15 protein-coding genes are annotated in these 15,212 nt (G+C 65.9%); 11 read left to right on the top strand and 4 right to left on the bottom strand.

Annotation, left to right across the window (positions count from 1 at the left end):
- The first annotated feature begins 50 nt into the window (after positions 1 to 50).
- Complete coding sequence (cobA, locus tag DKG74_RS13360; RefSeq protein WP_109906761.1) at positions 51 to 872, top strand: uroporphyrinogen-III C-methyltransferase; 822 nt, start codon at positions 51 to 53, stop codon at positions 870 to 872.
- Here cobA and DKG74_RS13355 read toward each other — a convergent pair.
- Positions 869 to 1,078 (bottom strand): DUF1289 domain-containing protein, encoded by a 210-nt coding sequence (locus DKG74_RS13355; protein WP_109906600.1) that lies wholly within the window; start codon positions 1,076 to 1,078, stop codon positions 869 to 871. The genes cobA and DKG74_RS13355 overlap by 4 nt on opposite strands.
- 187 nt (positions 1,079 to 1,265) lie before the next feature.
- Here DKG74_RS13355 and DKG74_RS13350 point away from each other — a divergent pair, with 187 nt between their 5' ends.
- The 3 genes from DKG74_RS13350 (at position 1,266) to DKG74_RS13340 (ending at position 4,859) form a co-directional block, all read left to right on the top strand.
- A complete protein-coding gene (locus DKG74_RS13350) occupies positions 1,266 to 2,459 on the top strand; it encodes an acyl-CoA dehydrogenase family protein (protein WP_109906598.1) in 1,194 nt (397 codons plus the stop codon).
- A gap of 15 nt (positions 2,460 to 2,474) precedes the next feature.
- Complete coding sequence (locus tag DKG74_RS13345; RefSeq protein ID WP_109906596.1) at positions 2,475 to 3,599, top strand: acyl-CoA dehydrogenase family protein; 1,125 nt, start codon at positions 2,475 to 2,477, stop codon at positions 3,597 to 3,599.
- Positions 3,600 to 3,707: 108 nt separating this feature from the next.
- On the top strand, positions 3,708 to 4,859 hold the full coding sequence (locus DKG74_RS13340; RefSeq protein ID WP_109906594.1) for a beta/alpha barrel domain-containing protein: 1,152 nt from the start codon (positions 3,708 to 3,710) through the stop codon (positions 4,857 to 4,859).
- 108 nt (positions 4,860 to 4,967) lie between these two features.
- On the opposite strand, the gene DKG74_RS13335 is transcribed toward DKG74_RS13340, so the two are convergent.
- Positions 4,968 to 6,101: a patatin-like phospholipase family protein gene (locus tag DKG74_RS13335; RefSeq protein ID WP_207779349.1), complete on the bottom strand. Its 1,134-nt coding sequence runs from the start codon at positions 6,099 to 6,101 to the stop codon at positions 4,968 to 4,970.
- Between the two features lie 210 nt (positions 6,102 to 6,311).
- Here DKG74_RS13335 and DKG74_RS13330 point away from each other — a divergent pair, with 210 nt between their 5' ends.
- On the top strand, positions 6,312 to 7,775 hold the full coding sequence (locus DKG74_RS13330) for an MDR family MFS transporter (RefSeq protein ID WP_109906590.1): 1,464 nt from the start codon (positions 6,312 to 6,314) through the stop codon (positions 7,773 to 7,775).
- A 6-nt stretch (positions 7,776 to 7,781) separates the two neighbouring features.
- Here the strand turns inward: DKG74_RS13330 and DKG74_RS13325 are convergent, their stop codons facing one another.
- The gene (locus DKG74_RS13325; RefSeq protein WP_109906588.1) at positions 7,782 to 8,408 is read right to left on the bottom strand and encodes a LabA-like NYN domain-containing protein; all 627 of its coding nucleotides are present in this window, start codon (positions 8,406 to 8,408) and stop codon (positions 7,782 to 7,784) included.
- 107 nt (positions 8,409 to 8,515) lie between these two features.
- On the opposite strand from DKG74_RS13325, the gene folK reads away from it, so the two are divergent.
- From folK to acpS, 6 genes are all read left to right on the top strand, one after another.
- Positions 8,516 to 9,022, top strand: coding sequence for a 2-amino-4-hydroxy-6-hydroxymethyldihydropteridine diphosphokinase (folK, locus tag DKG74_RS13320; RefSeq protein WP_109906586.1), 507 nt, complete (start codon positions 8,516 to 8,518; stop codon positions 9,020 to 9,022).
- Positions 9,023 to 9,096: 74 nt separating this feature from the next.
- Positions 9,097 to 9,480 (top strand): DNA-directed RNA polymerase subunit omega, encoded by a 384-nt coding sequence (gene rpoZ, locus DKG74_RS13315; protein ID WP_109906584.1) that lies wholly within the window; start codon positions 9,097 to 9,099, stop codon positions 9,478 to 9,480.
- A gap of 97 nt (positions 9,481 to 9,577) precedes the next feature.
- Positions 9,578 to 11,743: a RelA/SpoT family protein gene (locus DKG74_RS13310; RefSeq protein ID WP_109906582.1), complete on the top strand. Its 2,166-nt coding sequence runs from the start codon at positions 9,578 to 9,580 to the stop codon at positions 11,741 to 11,743.
- Positions 11,744 to 11,786: 43 nt separating this feature from the next.
- Complete coding sequence (pyrE, locus tag DKG74_RS13305) at positions 11,787 to 12,371, top strand: orotate phosphoribosyltransferase (RefSeq protein ID WP_109906760.1); 585 nt, start codon at positions 11,787 to 11,789, stop codon at positions 12,369 to 12,371.
- Between the two features lie 9 nt (positions 12,372 to 12,380).
- Positions 12,381 to 13,121, top strand: coding sequence for a pyridoxine 5'-phosphate synthase (locus DKG74_RS13300; protein WP_109906580.1), 741 nt, complete (start codon positions 12,381 to 12,383; stop codon positions 13,119 to 13,121).
- Positions 13,118 to 13,531 carry a holo-ACP synthase gene (gene acpS / locus DKG74_RS13295; protein ID WP_109906578.1) on the top strand — a complete coding sequence of 138 codons (414 nt, stop codon included), beginning with the start codon at positions 13,118 to 13,120 and terminating at the stop codon, positions 13,529 to 13,531. The genes DKG74_RS13300 and acpS overlap by 4 nt, the downstream gene beginning before the upstream one ends.
- Before the next feature lie 6 nt (positions 13,532 to 13,537).
- Here acpS and DKG74_RS13290 read toward each other — a convergent pair whose 3' ends face one another.
- Entirely contained in the window at positions 13,538 to 15,079 is a 1,542-nt protein-coding gene (locus DKG74_RS13290) for an FAD-dependent oxidoreductase (protein ID WP_109906576.1), read from the bottom strand.
- Positions 15,080 to 15,212: the final 133 nt, after the last annotated feature.

Below are 15,212 nucleotides of genomic sequence, written 5' to 3'. Positions count from 1 at the left end.
GGGTGCAGATTGTCTCCGGCGCGCCGCAGCCCCGCGCCGGAGACCGCATTTTGTCCGATCACGATTTCCTGCCCGCGTTCCCGCCCGGCTGGGTCTGGCTCGCCGGGGCTGGCCCGGGCGATCCGTCGCTGCTGACCCTTGGCGTGCACAGCGCCCTCGGTCAGGCCGATGTCGTCGTGCATGATGCGCTGGTCGGCGGGGATATCCTGCGTTTCGCGCGGCCGGGCGCGGTCCTCGAATACGCCGGCAAGCGGGGCGGGCGGCCCTCCTGTCGCCAGGCGGATATCACGGCGCGCCTGATCCAGCTCGCCCGCCAGGGCAAGCGGGTGCTGCGGCTCAAGGGCGGCGATCCCTTCATGTTCGGCCGCGGCGGGGAAGAGGCGCTGGAGCTGTCCCGCGCCGGCATCCCGTTCCGCGTCCTGCCGGGGGTGACCGCCGGGATCGGCGGCCTTGCCTATGGCGGCGTGCCGGCGACGCATCGCGACGTCAATTCCGCCGTCACCTTCCTGACCGGGCATGATGCCGGCGGCGCGGTGCCGGATAATCTGGACTGGCACGCCATCTCGCGCGGCGCGCCGGTCTTGGTCATCTACATGGGGGTGCGCCATTTCGCGGCGATCGCCGAACGCCTGATCGCCGCCGGCCGCCCGGCCAGCCAGCCGGTCGCCATCATCACCAATGCCTCGCTGCCCGATCAGAAAGTGTGGGAGACCACGATCGCGGAAGCCGCCGCGCTGATCGAACGGGACGCCATCGGTGCCCCGGCCATGATCGTCGTCGGGGAGGTGGTGCGCCTGCGCGCCGAGCTTGACTGGCTCGGCCGGTTCGCTCAGCGGGAAGCTGCGGCGGAAAAAGTCGCCGCCCTCGGCTAACGCCCGCGCCGCCGGGACGGGCGGCGTCCCGGCAATTGCGCCAGCACGGCGCGTTTTTCATCGCCATCCATGAAACCCCAGGCGCCGATCTCTTCGATCGTGCGCCAGCAGCCGGTGCACAGCCGGCTGACCGGGTCCATCTTGCAGACCCTGATGCAGGGGGAGGGCGGATCGTCGCCGCCCGGCGGGGAAAATCGCTGGGACATGATCGCCCCTGTCTATCAGAGCCGCGGCCACTTGCCGATTCCGAAGGCCGGATCGGGTGATCGGCTTCGCTTCTCGCAGCTTGCCGTAGCGTCAAGCGATGGTGCCTTGATCGCACCATTTCCGCCGCTATCATGCCCTGCAACCGGTGCCGGCTCGATAACGGCAAAGACGGGTGAGGAGAGTAAAATGGATCTTTCGTTCAGTGCGGAAGACCTTGCGTTCCAGCGCGAGGTCCGCAGCTTCATCGCCGAGAATTACCCGGCGGACATCAAGGCGCGTTTCGACGCCGGTCTCGAGCCTCGCAAGGAGGATTTCGTCCGCTGGCAGAAGATCCTGTTCGAGAAGGGCTGGGTCGCCCCGGCCTGGCCGAAGGAATATGGCGGCACCGGCTGGACGGCGACGCAGAAATACATCTTCCAGGAAGAGCTGGGCGCGGCCAATACCCCCGGCATCATTCCCTTCGGCCTCAGCATGGTCGGGCCGGTGATCTACACCTTCGCCACCGAGGAGCAGAAGAAGCGTTTCCTGCCGGGCATCCTGTCGTCCGATGTCTGGTGGTGTCAGGGCTATTCCGAGCCGGGTTCGGGCTCCGACCTTGCCTCGCTGAAGACCAAGGCGGTGCGTCAGGGCGACAAATATATCGTCAACGGCTCCAAGACCTGGACCACCATGGCCCAATGGGCCGACTGGATCTTCTGCCTGGTGCGCACGGATTCGTCCGTGAAGCAGCAGGAAGGCATCTCGTTCCTGCTGTTCGACATGAAGTCGCCCGGCGTCACCGTCCGTCCGATCATCACCATGGACGGCGGCCATGAAGTGAACGAATGCTTCTTCGACAATGTCGAGGTGCCGGTCGAGAATCTGATCGGTCAGGAAGGCATGGGCTGGACCTACGCCAAATTCCTGCTCGGCCATGAACGCTCGGGCATCGCCGCCGTCGCGCGCTCCAAGCGCGGCATCGCCAAGCTGAAGCAGATCGCCAACACCGAACAGTCCGACGGCAGCCCGCTGATCGAAGATCCGGATTACCGCCGCAAGCTGGCGGAGCTGGAAATCGACCTGACCGCCCTCGAATATACCGAGCTGCGCACCCTCGCCCGGGAAAGCCAGGGCAAGGGCCCCGGCCCCGAATCCTCGATCCTCAAGATCAAGGGCACGGAAATCCAGCAGGCGATCACGGAACTGGCGGTCGAGGCGGCGGGCTATTACGCCTTCGCCTATAACCGCCGCGCCATGGACGGCGCCAACGAGCCGGTCGTCGGCCCGGCGGCCACGGCCTTCGCCGCGCCGAGCTATTTCAACATGCGCAAGACCTCCATCTATGGCGGGTCGAACGAAATTCAGAAGAACATCATCGCCAAGATGGTGCTGGGACTCTAAGGGGCGGGAACGGTCATGGATTTCAATTACAGCGACGAGCAGAAGCTGCTCATCGACAGCGTCGAGCGTTTCATCCAGGACGACTACGACTTCGACACCCGCCGCGCCATCCTGAAGTCGGAAGACGGCTTCCGCCGTGACCTGTGGCAGAAGTTCGGCGAACTCGGCTGGCTGGCCGTGCCCTTCTCGGAAGAGGACGGCGGCCTCGGCGGCACCGCGGTCGAGACCATGATCATCATGGAATGCTTCGGGCGCGGCCTCGTGGTCGAACCCTATCTCTCGACCGTCGTCCTCGCCGGCGGCCTGCTGCGCCATGGCGGCACCACGGGCCAGAAGGAAACCGTACTGCCCGAGCTGATGGCCGGCACGCTGCTGGCCGCTGTCGGCTATGCCGAGCCGACCTCGCGCTTCAATCTCGCCGACGTCTCGACGACGGCGGAAAAGGCCGCGGGCGGTTATGTGCTGAAGGGCCGCAAGTCGGTCGTGCTGCACGGCCCGATGGCGGACAAGCTGATCGTCTCGGCCCGCACCTCGGGCGGCCGGCGTGACGAGGCCGGTATCACCCTGTTCCTGGTCGATGCCGGTGCCGCCGGTGTATCGCGTCAGGATTATCCGACGGTCGACGGCCTGCGCGCCTCGGAAATCGTGCTCGACGGCGTTTCGGTCGGCGAGGGCGATGTCGTCGGCGTGGTGGGCGAGGGTTTCGCCCTCCTCGAGCGGGTGATCGACGAGGCGACGGCGGCGATCTGCGCCGAAGCGGTCGGCGCGATGGAGACCCTGCACAAGGCGACCCTCGAATATGCCCGCACCCGCGTGCAGTTCGGCCAGCCCATCGGCCGCTTCCAGGTCATCCAGCACCGCCTCGTCGACATGTACATGGCCTATGAACAGGCCAAGTCCATGGCGATCATGGCCAGCCTGAAGCTCGACGCCGCGCCCGAGGAACGCCGCCGCGCCGTCTCCGCCGCCAAGGTGCAGATCGGCAAATCGGCCCGCTTCATCGGCCAGCAGGCGGTCCAGCTCCACGGCGGCATGGGCATGACCGACGAACTCAACGTCGGCCATTACTTCAAGCGCCTGACCATGATCGAGACGTTGTTCGGCAACACGGACTTCCACCTGAAGCGCTACGCGGCGTAAGTCGGCGGATCACCAGAAACGGCGCTCCGGGCCACCGGGGCGCCGTTTTGCTTTCGCAAGCCCGGCGCCCCATGGCTAAGCTGGCGGTCTCGATCCGCCGGAGTCTTCATGTCCGCATCCTCGCCCCTGCCGCTCCCCGCGCTCGATCCGGCCGAGATCACGGCGCTGACCGATTCCTATTTCACGCGGACGCGGCGCATCGTCGAGCATTTCGGCGATATCGACGTGACCTATGCCGTTTTCATGCGGCGGCCCGTGCTTTTCGCCTGCAAGCCGGCCATCGACTGGCTGGGCGCGGTCGCGAAGGCGCGCGGGGTGAATTTCACCGTCGAGCCGCGTTTCGCCGAGGGCGACCGGGTCGGGGCGGGCGAGCCGCTGTTCTATCTCACCGGCAGTTTCCGCCATCTCGTGGAACTTGAGACGCTTTACTTGCAGAAGCTGGGCGCGGCCTGCGTCGCCGCCTTCAATGCCTATGCCATGGCCTGCGAATTGCCCGCCGTGGCATTCCTCGCCATGGAGGCACGGCACACCACGGGACCGGAAATGATGGCGCTGATGGCCTATGCCGCTTCGGTCGGCTCGGCCGCGGCGCGACGCGACGTGGGGGCGAAAGGCTTCATCGGCGGCGCCAATGACGCGACGGCGGCGTTCTTCGGCGCGGCCGCCGGCCTTGGCACCATGCCCCATGCCCTGATCGGCTATGCCGGCTCCACGCTGCGGGCGGCGGAAATGTTCGTCGAGACCTTCCCCGACACGCCGCTGACCGTCCTGCCCGATTACTACGGGCGGGAGGTGACGGACACGCTGGCGGTCTGCCGGCGCTTTCCCGATATGGCGGCGGCGGGGCTTCTGTCGGTCCGGCTCGATACCCATGGCGGGCGCTTCCTCGAAGGTCTCGACCCGCAGAAGTCCTATGCCGTTCTCGAGCGCCACGCGCCCCAGTCCTTCCGCCAGTACCGGACGGAGGAAGAGCTGAAATGGCTGGTCGGCACCGGGGTCTCCGCCGCCGCCATCTTCCGCCTGCGCGAGGAACTGGACGCGGCGGGCTTCCCGGCGGTGAAGATCGTCGCGTCGTCCGGCTTTGGTCCTGCCAAATGCAAGGTCATGGCCAGTGTGCAGGCGCCGATCGACGTCGTCGGCACAGGCTCCTTCCTACCGGACGACTGGCCGGAGACCTATGCGACATCGGACATCGTCCGCTATGGCGAGCGGGACTCGGTGAAGATCGGCCGCGAATTCCTGCTACGGCCGAAAGTCTGAGGCTGCCTTTACCAGCGTCGCTCCGGCGAAGGCCGGAGCCTCGATCCGAGGGAGCCTCATTCTGCGCCGGATCCCGGCCTGCGCCGGGATGACGCGATGGGAAAGGATCTAGCGGTCGAAGTCGCGGTGCAGGTCGTGGACGATCACGCCGTGCCCTTGGGCGGGTTTGCGCAGCCAGTCGGGGCGGGACAGGGTGCGGCGGGTATCGTCATAGCCCGAGCGCCAATGTTCCAGCATCGAGGTGCGGGAAAACTCGAAATCCTTGGCGTCGCCCTCGTAGACTTTCTGCTGGTAGATCAGATGGGCGATGTTCACGGGCGGAATTTGCGAGACTTCGGCCAGCAGGGCGCGGTCTTCCTCGTCGAGGAGATGGGCCGGGACCTTGGACAGTGATTTCGCCACCCGCAGGCGGAAGTCGTGATTGCGCCGATAGGTGTCGGTGGTGAAGCGGGTCCGGCTCGAATAGATGATGTCCTTCTGCCGGGCCATCACGTCGCGCATGTCGCGGGGCAGGGCGCCATTGGCGCTGAACAGGTCGACCTGGAAGGCCAGGGTCGAAAGCTGTTCCTTCTGGCTGAGCAGATAAAGCAGCGGCGTGTTCGAGACGATGCCGCCGTCCCAGTAATATTCGCCGTCGATCTTCACCGCGGGAAAGGCCGGGGGCAGGGCGCCCGAAGCCATCACATGTTCCGGCAGGATCGTGTCGCGGTGATTGTCGAAATAGAGGAAGTTGCCGGTCTGGACATTCACCGCGCCGACCGAGAAGAAAACGTCGTCATTGTTCAGCCGGTCGAAATCGACAAGGCGAAGCAGGGTCTCGCGCAGCAGGCTGGTGTCGTAGAAACTGGTCGAGCCTTCGGCGCCGCGCAGCTGGAACCAGGGATTGATCTGGCGCGGCACGAAAAAGCCGGGCTGGCCCATCATGGTGGTGATCAGCGAACTCCACTGATTGCGCCAGGCCCGGAAGATGTCGCCGTCGGGGGTGTAGAGCCAGATCTTGCGGTCGGAGATCAGCTCCCAGAATTCGCGCAGCCGCTCCACCCGCTGGCCCGGCGGATTGCCGGCGATGATCGCGGCATTGACCGCACCGATGGAAACGCCGGAGAGCCAGTTCGGCTCCACCCCGCGTTCGACCAGCGCCTCATAGACGCCGGCCTGATAGGCGCCGAGCGCGCCGCCACCCTGGAAGACGAGGGCGACGCGGTCGTAATCGGCAGCGATTTCCTCGATGTCGGTTGCCATGGAGACATCCCTGGACTGGTCGAGCATGTGTGATTCCACCGAATTGAACGGGCAGCCTGCCGCCGGGTAAGCCGAGTACTCCGGCCCTGCGACGCGGTGGCCAGACATTCGCACGGACTATGTTGCGCTGCAATAAAGACCTTGTGGGAGCAGGGCAGCCATGATCCGGGACATCTTGCGCCAAGGTGTCGCACCGATGACCATGCCGCCATGGAAAATCCCCCCGCTCTTGGCCATCGCGACATCCGCCGCATCATCATCGGCATCATGCTGGCCATGTTTCTCGGTGCCCTCGATCAGACCATCGTCGCGACCGCGATGCCCAGCATCGGCCGCGACCTCGGCAATGCTTCCGCCCTGTCCTGGGTGATCACGGCCTATCTCCTCGCCTCGACCGCGGTCACGCCGCTCTATGGCAAGCTGTCGGATTCCTATGGCCGGCGACGGATGATGCTGATCGCGATTGCGGTTTTCGTCGCCGGCTCGCTCGGCTGCGCGCTCGCGCCCGATATCGTCACGCTCGTCGTCATGCGCGGCGTGCAGGGGCTGGGCGGCGGCGGGCTGATCTCGCTCGCCCAGACGATCATCGCCGACATCGTCTCCCCGCGTGAACGGGCGCGCTATCAGGGCTATATCGCCGGCATGTTCAGTGTCGCCAGCGTCGGCGGTCCGGTGCTGGGCGGCGTGCTGTCGCAGCATCTGCACTGGTCGGTGATCTTCTGGATCAACCTGCCCATGGGCCTTGCCGCCCTGGTCATGACCGACCGGGTGCTGCGCCTGCTGCCCCGCCACGACCGCCATCACCGGCTCGATCTGCCGGGCGCGGTGCTGATGGTGCTGGCGGCGCTGTCGCTGCTGCTGGCGCTGACCTGGGGCGGCGTCAGCTATCCCTGGACCTCGGCGCCGATCCTTGGAGTGCTCGGGGCTTCCGTCCTGCTCTGGTCCGGTTTCGTCTGGCGCACCGTGACGGCGGAACAGCCTTTCCTGCCGGTCTCGATCCTGGTCAATCCGGTGGTGCGCAACGCCGTCGCCGCCGCCTTCTTCACCATGGGCTCGATGATCGGCCTGTGCATGTTCATCCCGATCTATCTCGAGGTGATGCGCGGGCAGGCCGCCGGCTCGTCCGGCCTGATGCTGATCGCCTTCGTCGGCACGGTGCCCATCGGCGCGCTGATCGCCGGCCGCGCCATGGCCCGGCTGCGCCATTACAAGCTGCCGTCGCTGATCGGCCTGCCGGTATCGGCGCTGATGATCGCCATTCTCGCGCTCTGGCCGGCCGAGGTTTCGGCCACGGGCATTCTTGCGGTGATGGCCGTCGCCGGCATCGGCATCGGCTGCGTTCTGCCGGTCACCACGGTCTCGCTGCAGAACGCGGTGCCCATCGGCCAGATGGGCACGGCGACGGGGGCGATGAATTTCTTCCGGGCGCTGGGCAGTGCCCTGCTGGTGGCGGGCTTTTCAGCCCTGTTCTTCGCCGGTCTGGGTGACGGCGTGTCCGGCGTTCCCATGGAATTGCTTGCCGGGCACCTGGGCGACAGGGGGGCGGGGCTGGCCCCCGTGTTCTCTCACGTCTTCGCGGCGGCTTCCCTCTGCCTCGCCTGCGGCTGGGGCTTCATGCTGAACATGGAGGAAAAGCCGCTGCGCACCTCGGTCGAGGCGAAGCCGGCGGAATAGGCGCGATCAGCGCCGGCCGAGCACGCCGGGCGGCAGGGCGTTGCCCGTGTCGTCGTCGTCGAGAATGGCATTGCCCCGGTCGCGCTGATTCTGCTCGCGCAGGGCCGGGTCGCGCATGATCAGGGGAGCGAGATCGGTCAACTCGATGAAATGGTCGGCCTGGCGGCGCAGTTCGTCGGCGGTCATGGGCGGGCTGGAGCGCACGGTCGAGACGACGGAGACCCGCACCCCGCGCGCCTGCACCGCCTCAACGAGGCGGCGGAAACCGCCGTCGCCCGAGAACAGGATGGCGTGATCGAGCCGCGGGCTGAGATCGAGCATGTCACAGGCGAGTTCGATGTCCATGCCGCCCTTGATGCGGCGCCGGCCTTGTGCGTCGGTGAATTCCTTGGCCGGTTTGGTGACCACGGTGTAACCGTTATAGTCCAGCCAGTCGATCAGCGGGCGGATCGGCGAATATTCCTCGCCTTCAAGGAGGGCGGTGTAGTAGTAGGCGCGGATCATGCGGCCACGTTTCGCGAATTCGGAGAGCAGGCGGCGATAGTCGATATCGAAGCCGAGACTGCGCGCCGCCGAAAACAGATTGGCACCGTCGATGAAGAGCGCGATGCGCTCGTTCGGATAAAAAGTCATGGCTCAAATATCTCCGCGGGGGACAGGACTGTCGGGGGGCGAGCCCTGTCGCAGCATTTATAATCGGGCAAACTAGGGCAGATGACCGCCCTTGGAAAGGACAAGTCGTGATTGTCATCGGTCTTGGAGCGAATCTCCCGGATTCGAAGGGCCGGCCCGCGATCGAGACGCTGCGGGCGGCGATTTCTTCACTTCGTGTTGCGACATGGCTCGATGTTATTGCTGTTTCCCGGTTGTGGGAAACGGCGCCCGTGCCTATCTCCGATCAGCCCTGGTACGTCAATGCCGTGCTGGCGGCGAAATCGGAGCTATCCCCGGTTGAGCTTCTGGGGAATCTGCACGATCTGGAAAATGCCTTCGGCCGCGTGCGGCGCGAGAGGTGGGAGGCAAGGATTCTCGACCTCGATCTTCTCGCCGTGGACGACGAGGTGACCGGCGCCGACCAGCTGTCGGAACTCGTGCTGCCTCACCCCCGGATGTCCGAACGTGCCTTCGTGTTGCAGCCGCTGGCCGAGGTCGCGCCCGACTGGCGCCATCCCGTCAGCGGCGAGGGGATCGCGGCGCTGATCGCCCGGCTCGATCCGGCCCAGGTCTGCCGGCCGCTGCCGGATTGAGGGAATCCTTGCTTTCGCGGTTTCGCCTCACTATGTTCACTGTTCGCCTGAAAAATTAACGGGAGTTGCCGCGTATGGCTCGCGTCACCGTTGAAGACTGTGTTCTCAAGGTTCCGAACCGCTTCGAGCTCGTGCTCCTCGCGGGGCATCGGGCGCGTGCCATTTCGGCCGGCGCCCCCCTGACCGTCACCCGCGACAACGACAAGAATCCCGTCGTCGCCCTGCGCGAGATCGCCGACGAAACCGTGCCGGTGCGTAACCTGCGCGACAGCCTGATCGGCACCCTGCAGCATCACGTCGAGAAGGACGAGCCGGTCGAGGACGACATGCCGCGCCTGATGACCGGGCAGGATATCGCTTTCGAGCAGATCGCCGCCGACGATTACAACGACTCGATGTCCGATCTGGCCGCCGAACTCGACGCCGCACTCGGCGGTGACGACGGCGACGACGAATAAGGCGGTGTTTCCCGCCGCAAGGGACCGCTCTTCTCCAGGGCGGTCCCGTTTTTGTCTGGAATTCCGTCCTTCTGCCCTGCCTCGGGGGTGAGCGCCCTTGATCCGCCAGTATGAACTCGTCGAGCGCGTGCGCGCCTACGATCCCCAGGCGGACGAAAATCTGCTGAACCGCGCCTATGTCTTTTCGATGAAGGCGCACGGCAGTCAGAAACGGGCCTCGGGCGATCCTTACTTCTCGCATCCGCTCGAAGTCGCCGGCATCCTGACCGAGATGAAGCTGGACAGTAACACCATCGTTACCGCCCTGCTGCACGACACGATCGAGGACACGGTCGCCACCTACGAGGATATCGAGAAGCTGTTCGGCTCCAAGGTCGCGCAGCTGGTCGACGGCGTGACCAAACTCTCGAAACTGGAGCGCCCGGCGACCGAATCGGCCCGCCAGGCCGAGAATTTCCGCAAGCTGCTGGTCGCGATGTCGAACGACATCCGGGTGCTGCTGGTCAAGCTGGCGGACCGGCTGCACAACATGCGCACGCTGCATTTCATCAAGGATCCCGAGAAGCGCAAGCGCATCGCGGTCGAGACGATGGAGATCTACGCCCCGCTCGCCGAGCGGATCGGGATGCAGGAAATGAAGGAGGAGCTGGAAGACCTCTCCTTCGCCCAGATCAACCCGGATGCCCGCGAGGGTATCATCACCCGGCTCGAATTCCTGCGAGCCAAGGGCGGGACGATCATCCCCAAGATTTCGGAGCAGCTGCGCCGCACGCTGGCCGCTTCGGGCGTCGACGCGGCGGTGCAGGGGCGCGAGAAGCGGCCCTATTCGATCTGGCGCAAGATGGAGAAGAAAAACATCTCCTTCGAGCAGCTGTCGGACATCATGGCGTTCCGCATCATCGTGGCCGAGCTGCCGGACTGCTACAAGGCGCTGGGCGTCATTCACGCCGCCTATCCGATGGTGCCCGGGCGCTTCAAGGATTACATCTCGCTGCCCAAGCGGAACGGCTACCGTTCCCTGCATTCGACGGTCATCGGACCCGAGCGCCAGATGATCGAGGTGCAGATCAGGACGCGCGAGATGCATGAGGTGGCGGAACTCGGCGTCGCCGCCCACTGGCACTACAAGGAGGCGCAGCCCGGTGCCACCAATCAGCCGGCGCCGACCGACGGGATGCAGTACCGCTGGCTGCGCGAGCTGCTGGAAATCCTCGAACATGCCTCGACACCCGAGGAGTTCCTCGAGCACACCAAGCTCGAAATGTTCCAGGATCAGGTCTTCTGCTTCACGCCGAAGGGGGAGTTGATCGCGCTGCCCAAGGGGGCGACGCCGCTCGACTTCGCCTATGCCGTCCACACCACCATCGGCCATACCTGCGTCGGCGCCAAGGTGAACGGCCGGCTGCAGCCGCTGCGCACCGTCCTCAATAACGGCGATCAGGTCGAGATCGTTCGCTCCAAGGCGCAAAGCCCGAGCGCGGACTGGGAAAACATCGTCGTCACGGGCCATGCGCGCTCGGCGATCCGGCGTTTCCTGCGCAGCCAGCAGCGCGACCAGTATCTGGCGCTGGGCAAGGAAATCCTCGCCAAGGCCTTCCAGCAGGGTGGACACGAGGCCAGCGACAAGGCGCTCGACGTCGCCGTTCGCGCGCTGCGCCAGAAGTCGCTCGACGATCTCTATGTCGCGGTCGGACAGGGGCTGGTCACCGGCCGTTCGGTGGTCGAGGCGATCTTCCCGGGCGAGAAGCTGAAGGATCAGGGCAAGGTCGTGCCGCTGGCCCGCGCCAAGGCGACGCCGCGCGGCGGCGTGGCCAGGGGCGTGCCGATCAAGGGCCTGATCCCCGGCATGGCGATCCATTACGCCGGTTGCTGCCACCCGCTGCCGGGCGATCGCATCGTCGGCATCGTCTCGACGGGACGGGGCGTCACCGTGCATTCGATCGACTGCAAGATGCTGGAGCAATACAACGACCAGCCGGAACGCTGGCTCGACCTCGCCTGGTCGGCCGATGGCGACGAGGAACCTCATACCGGCCGGATCACGGCGATCGTCTCGAACGAGCCGGGATCGCTGTCGACCGTCGCCACGGTCATCGCCAAGAACCTCGGCAATGTCGTCAATCTGAAGTTCACCGACCGCAGCACCGATTTCGTCGAGATGATGATCGACATCGAGGTGCGCGATCTGAAGCACCTGACCTCGATCGTCGCGGCGCTGCGCGCCAACCCCGCGATCACCTCGGTCGAGCGGGCACGCGGCTGAACCGGCCGGGGCCGTCCGGCCCCGCCGTCACTGGATGGAAATCATGAATCAGGCATTGGTACTCGACGAATTCCGCGCGGCCCGGGCGCTGCTCGAAGGTCATTTCATCCTGACTTCGGGCCTGCGCAGCCCGATGTATCTGCAATGCGCCCGCGTGCTGATGGACCCGAAGCGCGCCGACCGTCTGTGTGCCGCGCTGGCCGCCCTGGTCCGCCAGCAGGTGGGTGAGGGCATCGACCTCGTCGTCTCGCCCGCCATGGGCGGTGTCGTCGTCGGTTACGAGATGGGGCGCCAGCTCGGCGTGCCCGCGATCTTCGTCGAGCGGGTGGACGGCCAGTTCGCCCTGCGCCGCGGCTTCGAGATCCCAGAAGGTGCCCGCTGCCTGATGGTCGAGGACGTGGTGACCACGGGCCTGTCGTCGCGCGAATGCATCAAGGTGATCGAGGCCCTGGGCGGCAAGGTCGTCGCCGGCGCCTCGCTGGTCGACCGCTCCGACGGCAAGGCCGACATCGGCGTGCCGCTGGTCTCGCTGCTGCGGCTCGACGTGCCGAGCTATTCGCCCGACAATCTGCCGCCCGAACTCGCCGCCCTGCCGGCCGTCAAACCCGGCAGCCGCGGCCTCAAGTAGGAACAGATCATGAGTGCCGTGCTTCCGCCCTTACGTCTTGGCGTCAACATCGACCATGTCGCGACCATCCGGAACGCCCGGGGCGGTCGCTTGCCGGACCCGGTGCGGGCGGCGCGGCTGGCGGCGGCGGCCGGGGCCGATGGCATTACCGCGCATTTGCGGGAAGACCGGCGCCATATCTCGGACGATGACATTTCCCGCCTTGCCCGGGAGATCGACCTGCCGCTGAACCTCGAAATGGCCGCGACCGAGGAAATGCTGGCCATCGCCCTGTCGCACAAGCCGCACGCCTGCTGCCTCGTGCCCGAAAAGCGCGAGGAGAAGACGACGGAAGGCGGGCTCGACGTCGCGGTCGGCCACCGGGCGCTGGCGCCCTTCATCCGCAGCCTGCGCGATGCCGAAATCCGCGTCTCGCTGTTCGTCGATCCCGAGGATGTCCAGCTGGCGGTCGCCAAGGCGCTGGGCGCCGATATCGTCGAATTGCACACCGGTGCCTATTGCGAGGTGGAAGGCGACGCCCGGCAGGCCGAGCTTGCCCGGTTGCGGCGCGCGGCCGAGACGGCGGCCCGACTCGGTCTCGAATGCCACGCCGGCCATGGCCTTGCCTTCGACACGGTGCAGCCGGTCGCCGCCATCCCCAATGTCGTCGAGCTGAACATCGGCCATTTCCTGGTGGGCGAGGCGATCTTCGTTGGCCTCGAAGCCGCCATCCGCCGGATGCGCGTGCTGATGGACGAGGCGCGCCGGTGATCATCGGCCTTGGCTCCGACCTCATCGACATCCGCCGCATCGCGCGGACGCTGGAGCGGTTCGGCGACCGCTTCATCGAGCGGGTGTTCACCGAGGTCGAGCGCGCCAAGGCCGATCGCCGCAAGATGACAAGGGTCGAGACCTACGCCAAGCGTTACGCTGCCAAGGAAGCCTGCGTGAAGGCGCTGGGCACCGGCTTTTCCAACGGTGTGTTCTGGCGGGACGTCGGCGTCGTCAACGACCGTTTCGGCAAGCCGACCCTGGCCCTGACCGGCGGCGCCCTGCTGCGTCTGCAGGCGATCACGCCGCCGGGCACGCGGGCCGAAATCGCCCTGACCATGACCGACGAGCCGCCCCTGGCGAGCGCGCTCGTGATCATTTCCGCCCTGCCGCCGGGGCCCTCGCAATAGGCGGCGTTACAGGATCGCGCCGTAGCCTTTCAGCGCGGTGACGACGCCGATCCGGTCGACGCGCTGTACCGACAGCTTGCCGATGACCGCGTGGGCCGCGCAAAGGCCCGCGGCTTCACCCGCCATCATATAGGCCGGCTCCATCCTGTAGCTGCAATTGACCACGCGGGTGACCGATGCGCAGACGGGCACGATCAGGTTGGCGCACTGGGATTCCGCCGGCAACATGGCGCGCAGCGGGAGATGGTATCGCTTCGCGCCCATGCCCGGGGTGTCGCCGCTGTTGCTGCCCTCGATCACCAGTTCGCCGTTCGGTCCCTCGAGATACTGGACCGGATGGCTGTCGTAATCGTAGCCCCAGATCAGCACGCCGTCGTCGAAGCGGGCGCCTTCGTTGGTGTCGGTCTGCTTGAGTTTGTAGAGACCCTTGAGGCGGCGGCCTTCACGGACATAGAGCTGGCGGGGCCAGTTGTCGTTGTCGGTGAACTCGCTGCGGGAAAGCCCCCAGGCATTGGTCGAGTCGCGGAAGAACTGCGGCACCCGCGGGTCATTGGCAAAGAAATAGAGCCGGCCGGCCTGGTAGCGGCGGTGAAAATCGGTGATCGCCTTTCGCCGCGCCCGGTTGCCCAACGGGTAGGCCCAGTTCTGTCCCGGCGCCGTGTCGGCGTTTCGGTCGACCTTGTCGATGCCGGGCAACTCGCCGCCGGCATGGAAGCCGTCGGGGGTGAAGCCCTTGGCGATATCGAGCAGATACCAGTTGGAATTATAGCCTGCGGGCCGCTCGAACGGCCGGCGATCGGTCGGGTCGTCGGTCAGGCTGAGGCGGTAGTTGTAATTCATGACCGCCGCGTCGCCGGCCCCGATCGCTGTCGAGGGGAATGGTTTGACGAGGGGAACCAGCGCGCCCGACGCGGTCCGCACCTTGGCCTTGGTCACCACTTTCTGGGCGACGCCGAAGCCCGCCGTCGGCTCGCCGTATTTGGATTGTCCGTCGCGGCCGTGATCGTAGTTGACGCCGGAGGCCGCCATGAGATCGCCCTCGTAGCTGCAATCTATATAGACCTCGCCGACGAGACGGGTTCCGTCCTCGAGCACGATATACTTGATGCGATTGCCGTCGCGCGTGAGCGGATTGCGCTCGAGCGTGTCCTGCTGGAAGACAGTGATTTCGGCATCGGCGAGCAGGGCGCGGAAATGGGCTTCGGCGACGTGAGGTTCGAATCGGAAGGCGGAGGGCTGGCCATAGGCCGCACCCATGGCCTTGAAGAAGGCGCCCGTCATGCCGCCGATCGGCTGCTTTTCATTGGCATCCGCGCGGCTGAGGCCATTCGCGGTCATGCCGCCGATCGGATTTGGGCCGATGACGAGCGCGACCTTCATGCCTTCCCTCGCCGCGGCGTAGGCGGCGAAAACGCCGGCCGAAGTCGCGCCATAGACGACAACCTGGAAGCGGAGGTTGATGGCATGGGCGGTCGGGGCGCCAGCCCCCAACATGACGACCGTCGAGCCGGCGGAAACCAGCAACTTGCGTCGAGAGATCGTTGTCATGGATTGCGCCCCCGCTTCTGTTTCGCCCTGAAGGCGCAGCTTAATCCACAATCGGCGGGACGGTCGCGCCTTAATCCTGCCGGCGCCCGTCCGATTTTCAACCCGATGAAGCCGGTCATCCCGGTCCAGGTGC

It is taken from the genome of Zavarzinia aquatilis, assembly GCF_003173035.1.
Classification (GTDB): domain Bacteria; phylum Pseudomonadota; class Alphaproteobacteria; order Zavarziniales; family Zavarziniaceae; genus Zavarzinia; species Zavarzinia aquatilis.
This window is presented reverse-complemented; position numbering and strand designations above follow the sequence as displayed.

Coding starts and splice junctions, on each gene's coding strand:
- DKG74_RS13355 (WP_109906600.1), bottom strand. CDS start 1,078: ATGTCCCAGCGATTTTCCCCGCCGGGCGGCGACGATCCGCCCTCCCCC.
- DKG74_RS13350 (WP_109906598.1), top strand. CDS start 1,266: ATGGATCTTTCGTTCAGTGCGGAAGACCTTGCGTTCCAGCGCGAGGTC.
- DKG74_RS13345 (WP_109906596.1), top strand. CDS start 2,475: ATGGATTTCAATTACAGCGACGAGCAGAAGCTGCTCATCGACAGCGTC.
- DKG74_RS13340 (WP_109906594.1), top strand. CDS start 3,708: ATGTCCGCATCCTCGCCCCTGCCGCTCCCCGCGCTCGATCCGGCCGAG.
- DKG74_RS13335 (WP_207779349.1), bottom strand. CDS start 6,101: ATGGCAACCGACATCGAGGAAATCGCTGCCGATTACGACCGCGTCGCC.
- DKG74_RS13330 (WP_109906590.1), top strand. CDS start 6,312: ATGGAAAATCCCCCCGCTCTTGGCCATCGCGACATCCGCCGCATCATC.
- DKG74_RS13325 (WP_109906588.1), bottom strand. CDS start 8,408: ATGACTTTTTATCCGAACGAGCGCATCGCGCTCTTCATCGACGGTGCC.
- rpoZ (WP_109906584.1), top strand. CDS start 9,097: ATGGCTCGCGTCACCGTTGAAGACTGTGTTCTCAAGGTTCCGAACCGC.
- pyrE (WP_109906760.1), top strand. CDS start 11,787: ATGAATCAGGCATTGGTACTCGACGAATTCCGCGCGGCCCGGGCGCTG.
- DKG74_RS13300 (WP_109906580.1), top strand. CDS start 12,381: ATGAGTGCCGTGCTTCCGCCCTTACGTCTTGGCGTCAACATCGACCAT.
- DKG74_RS13290 (WP_109906576.1), bottom strand. CDS start 15,079: ATGACAACGATCTCTCGACGCAAGTTGCTGGTTTCCGCCGGCTCGACG.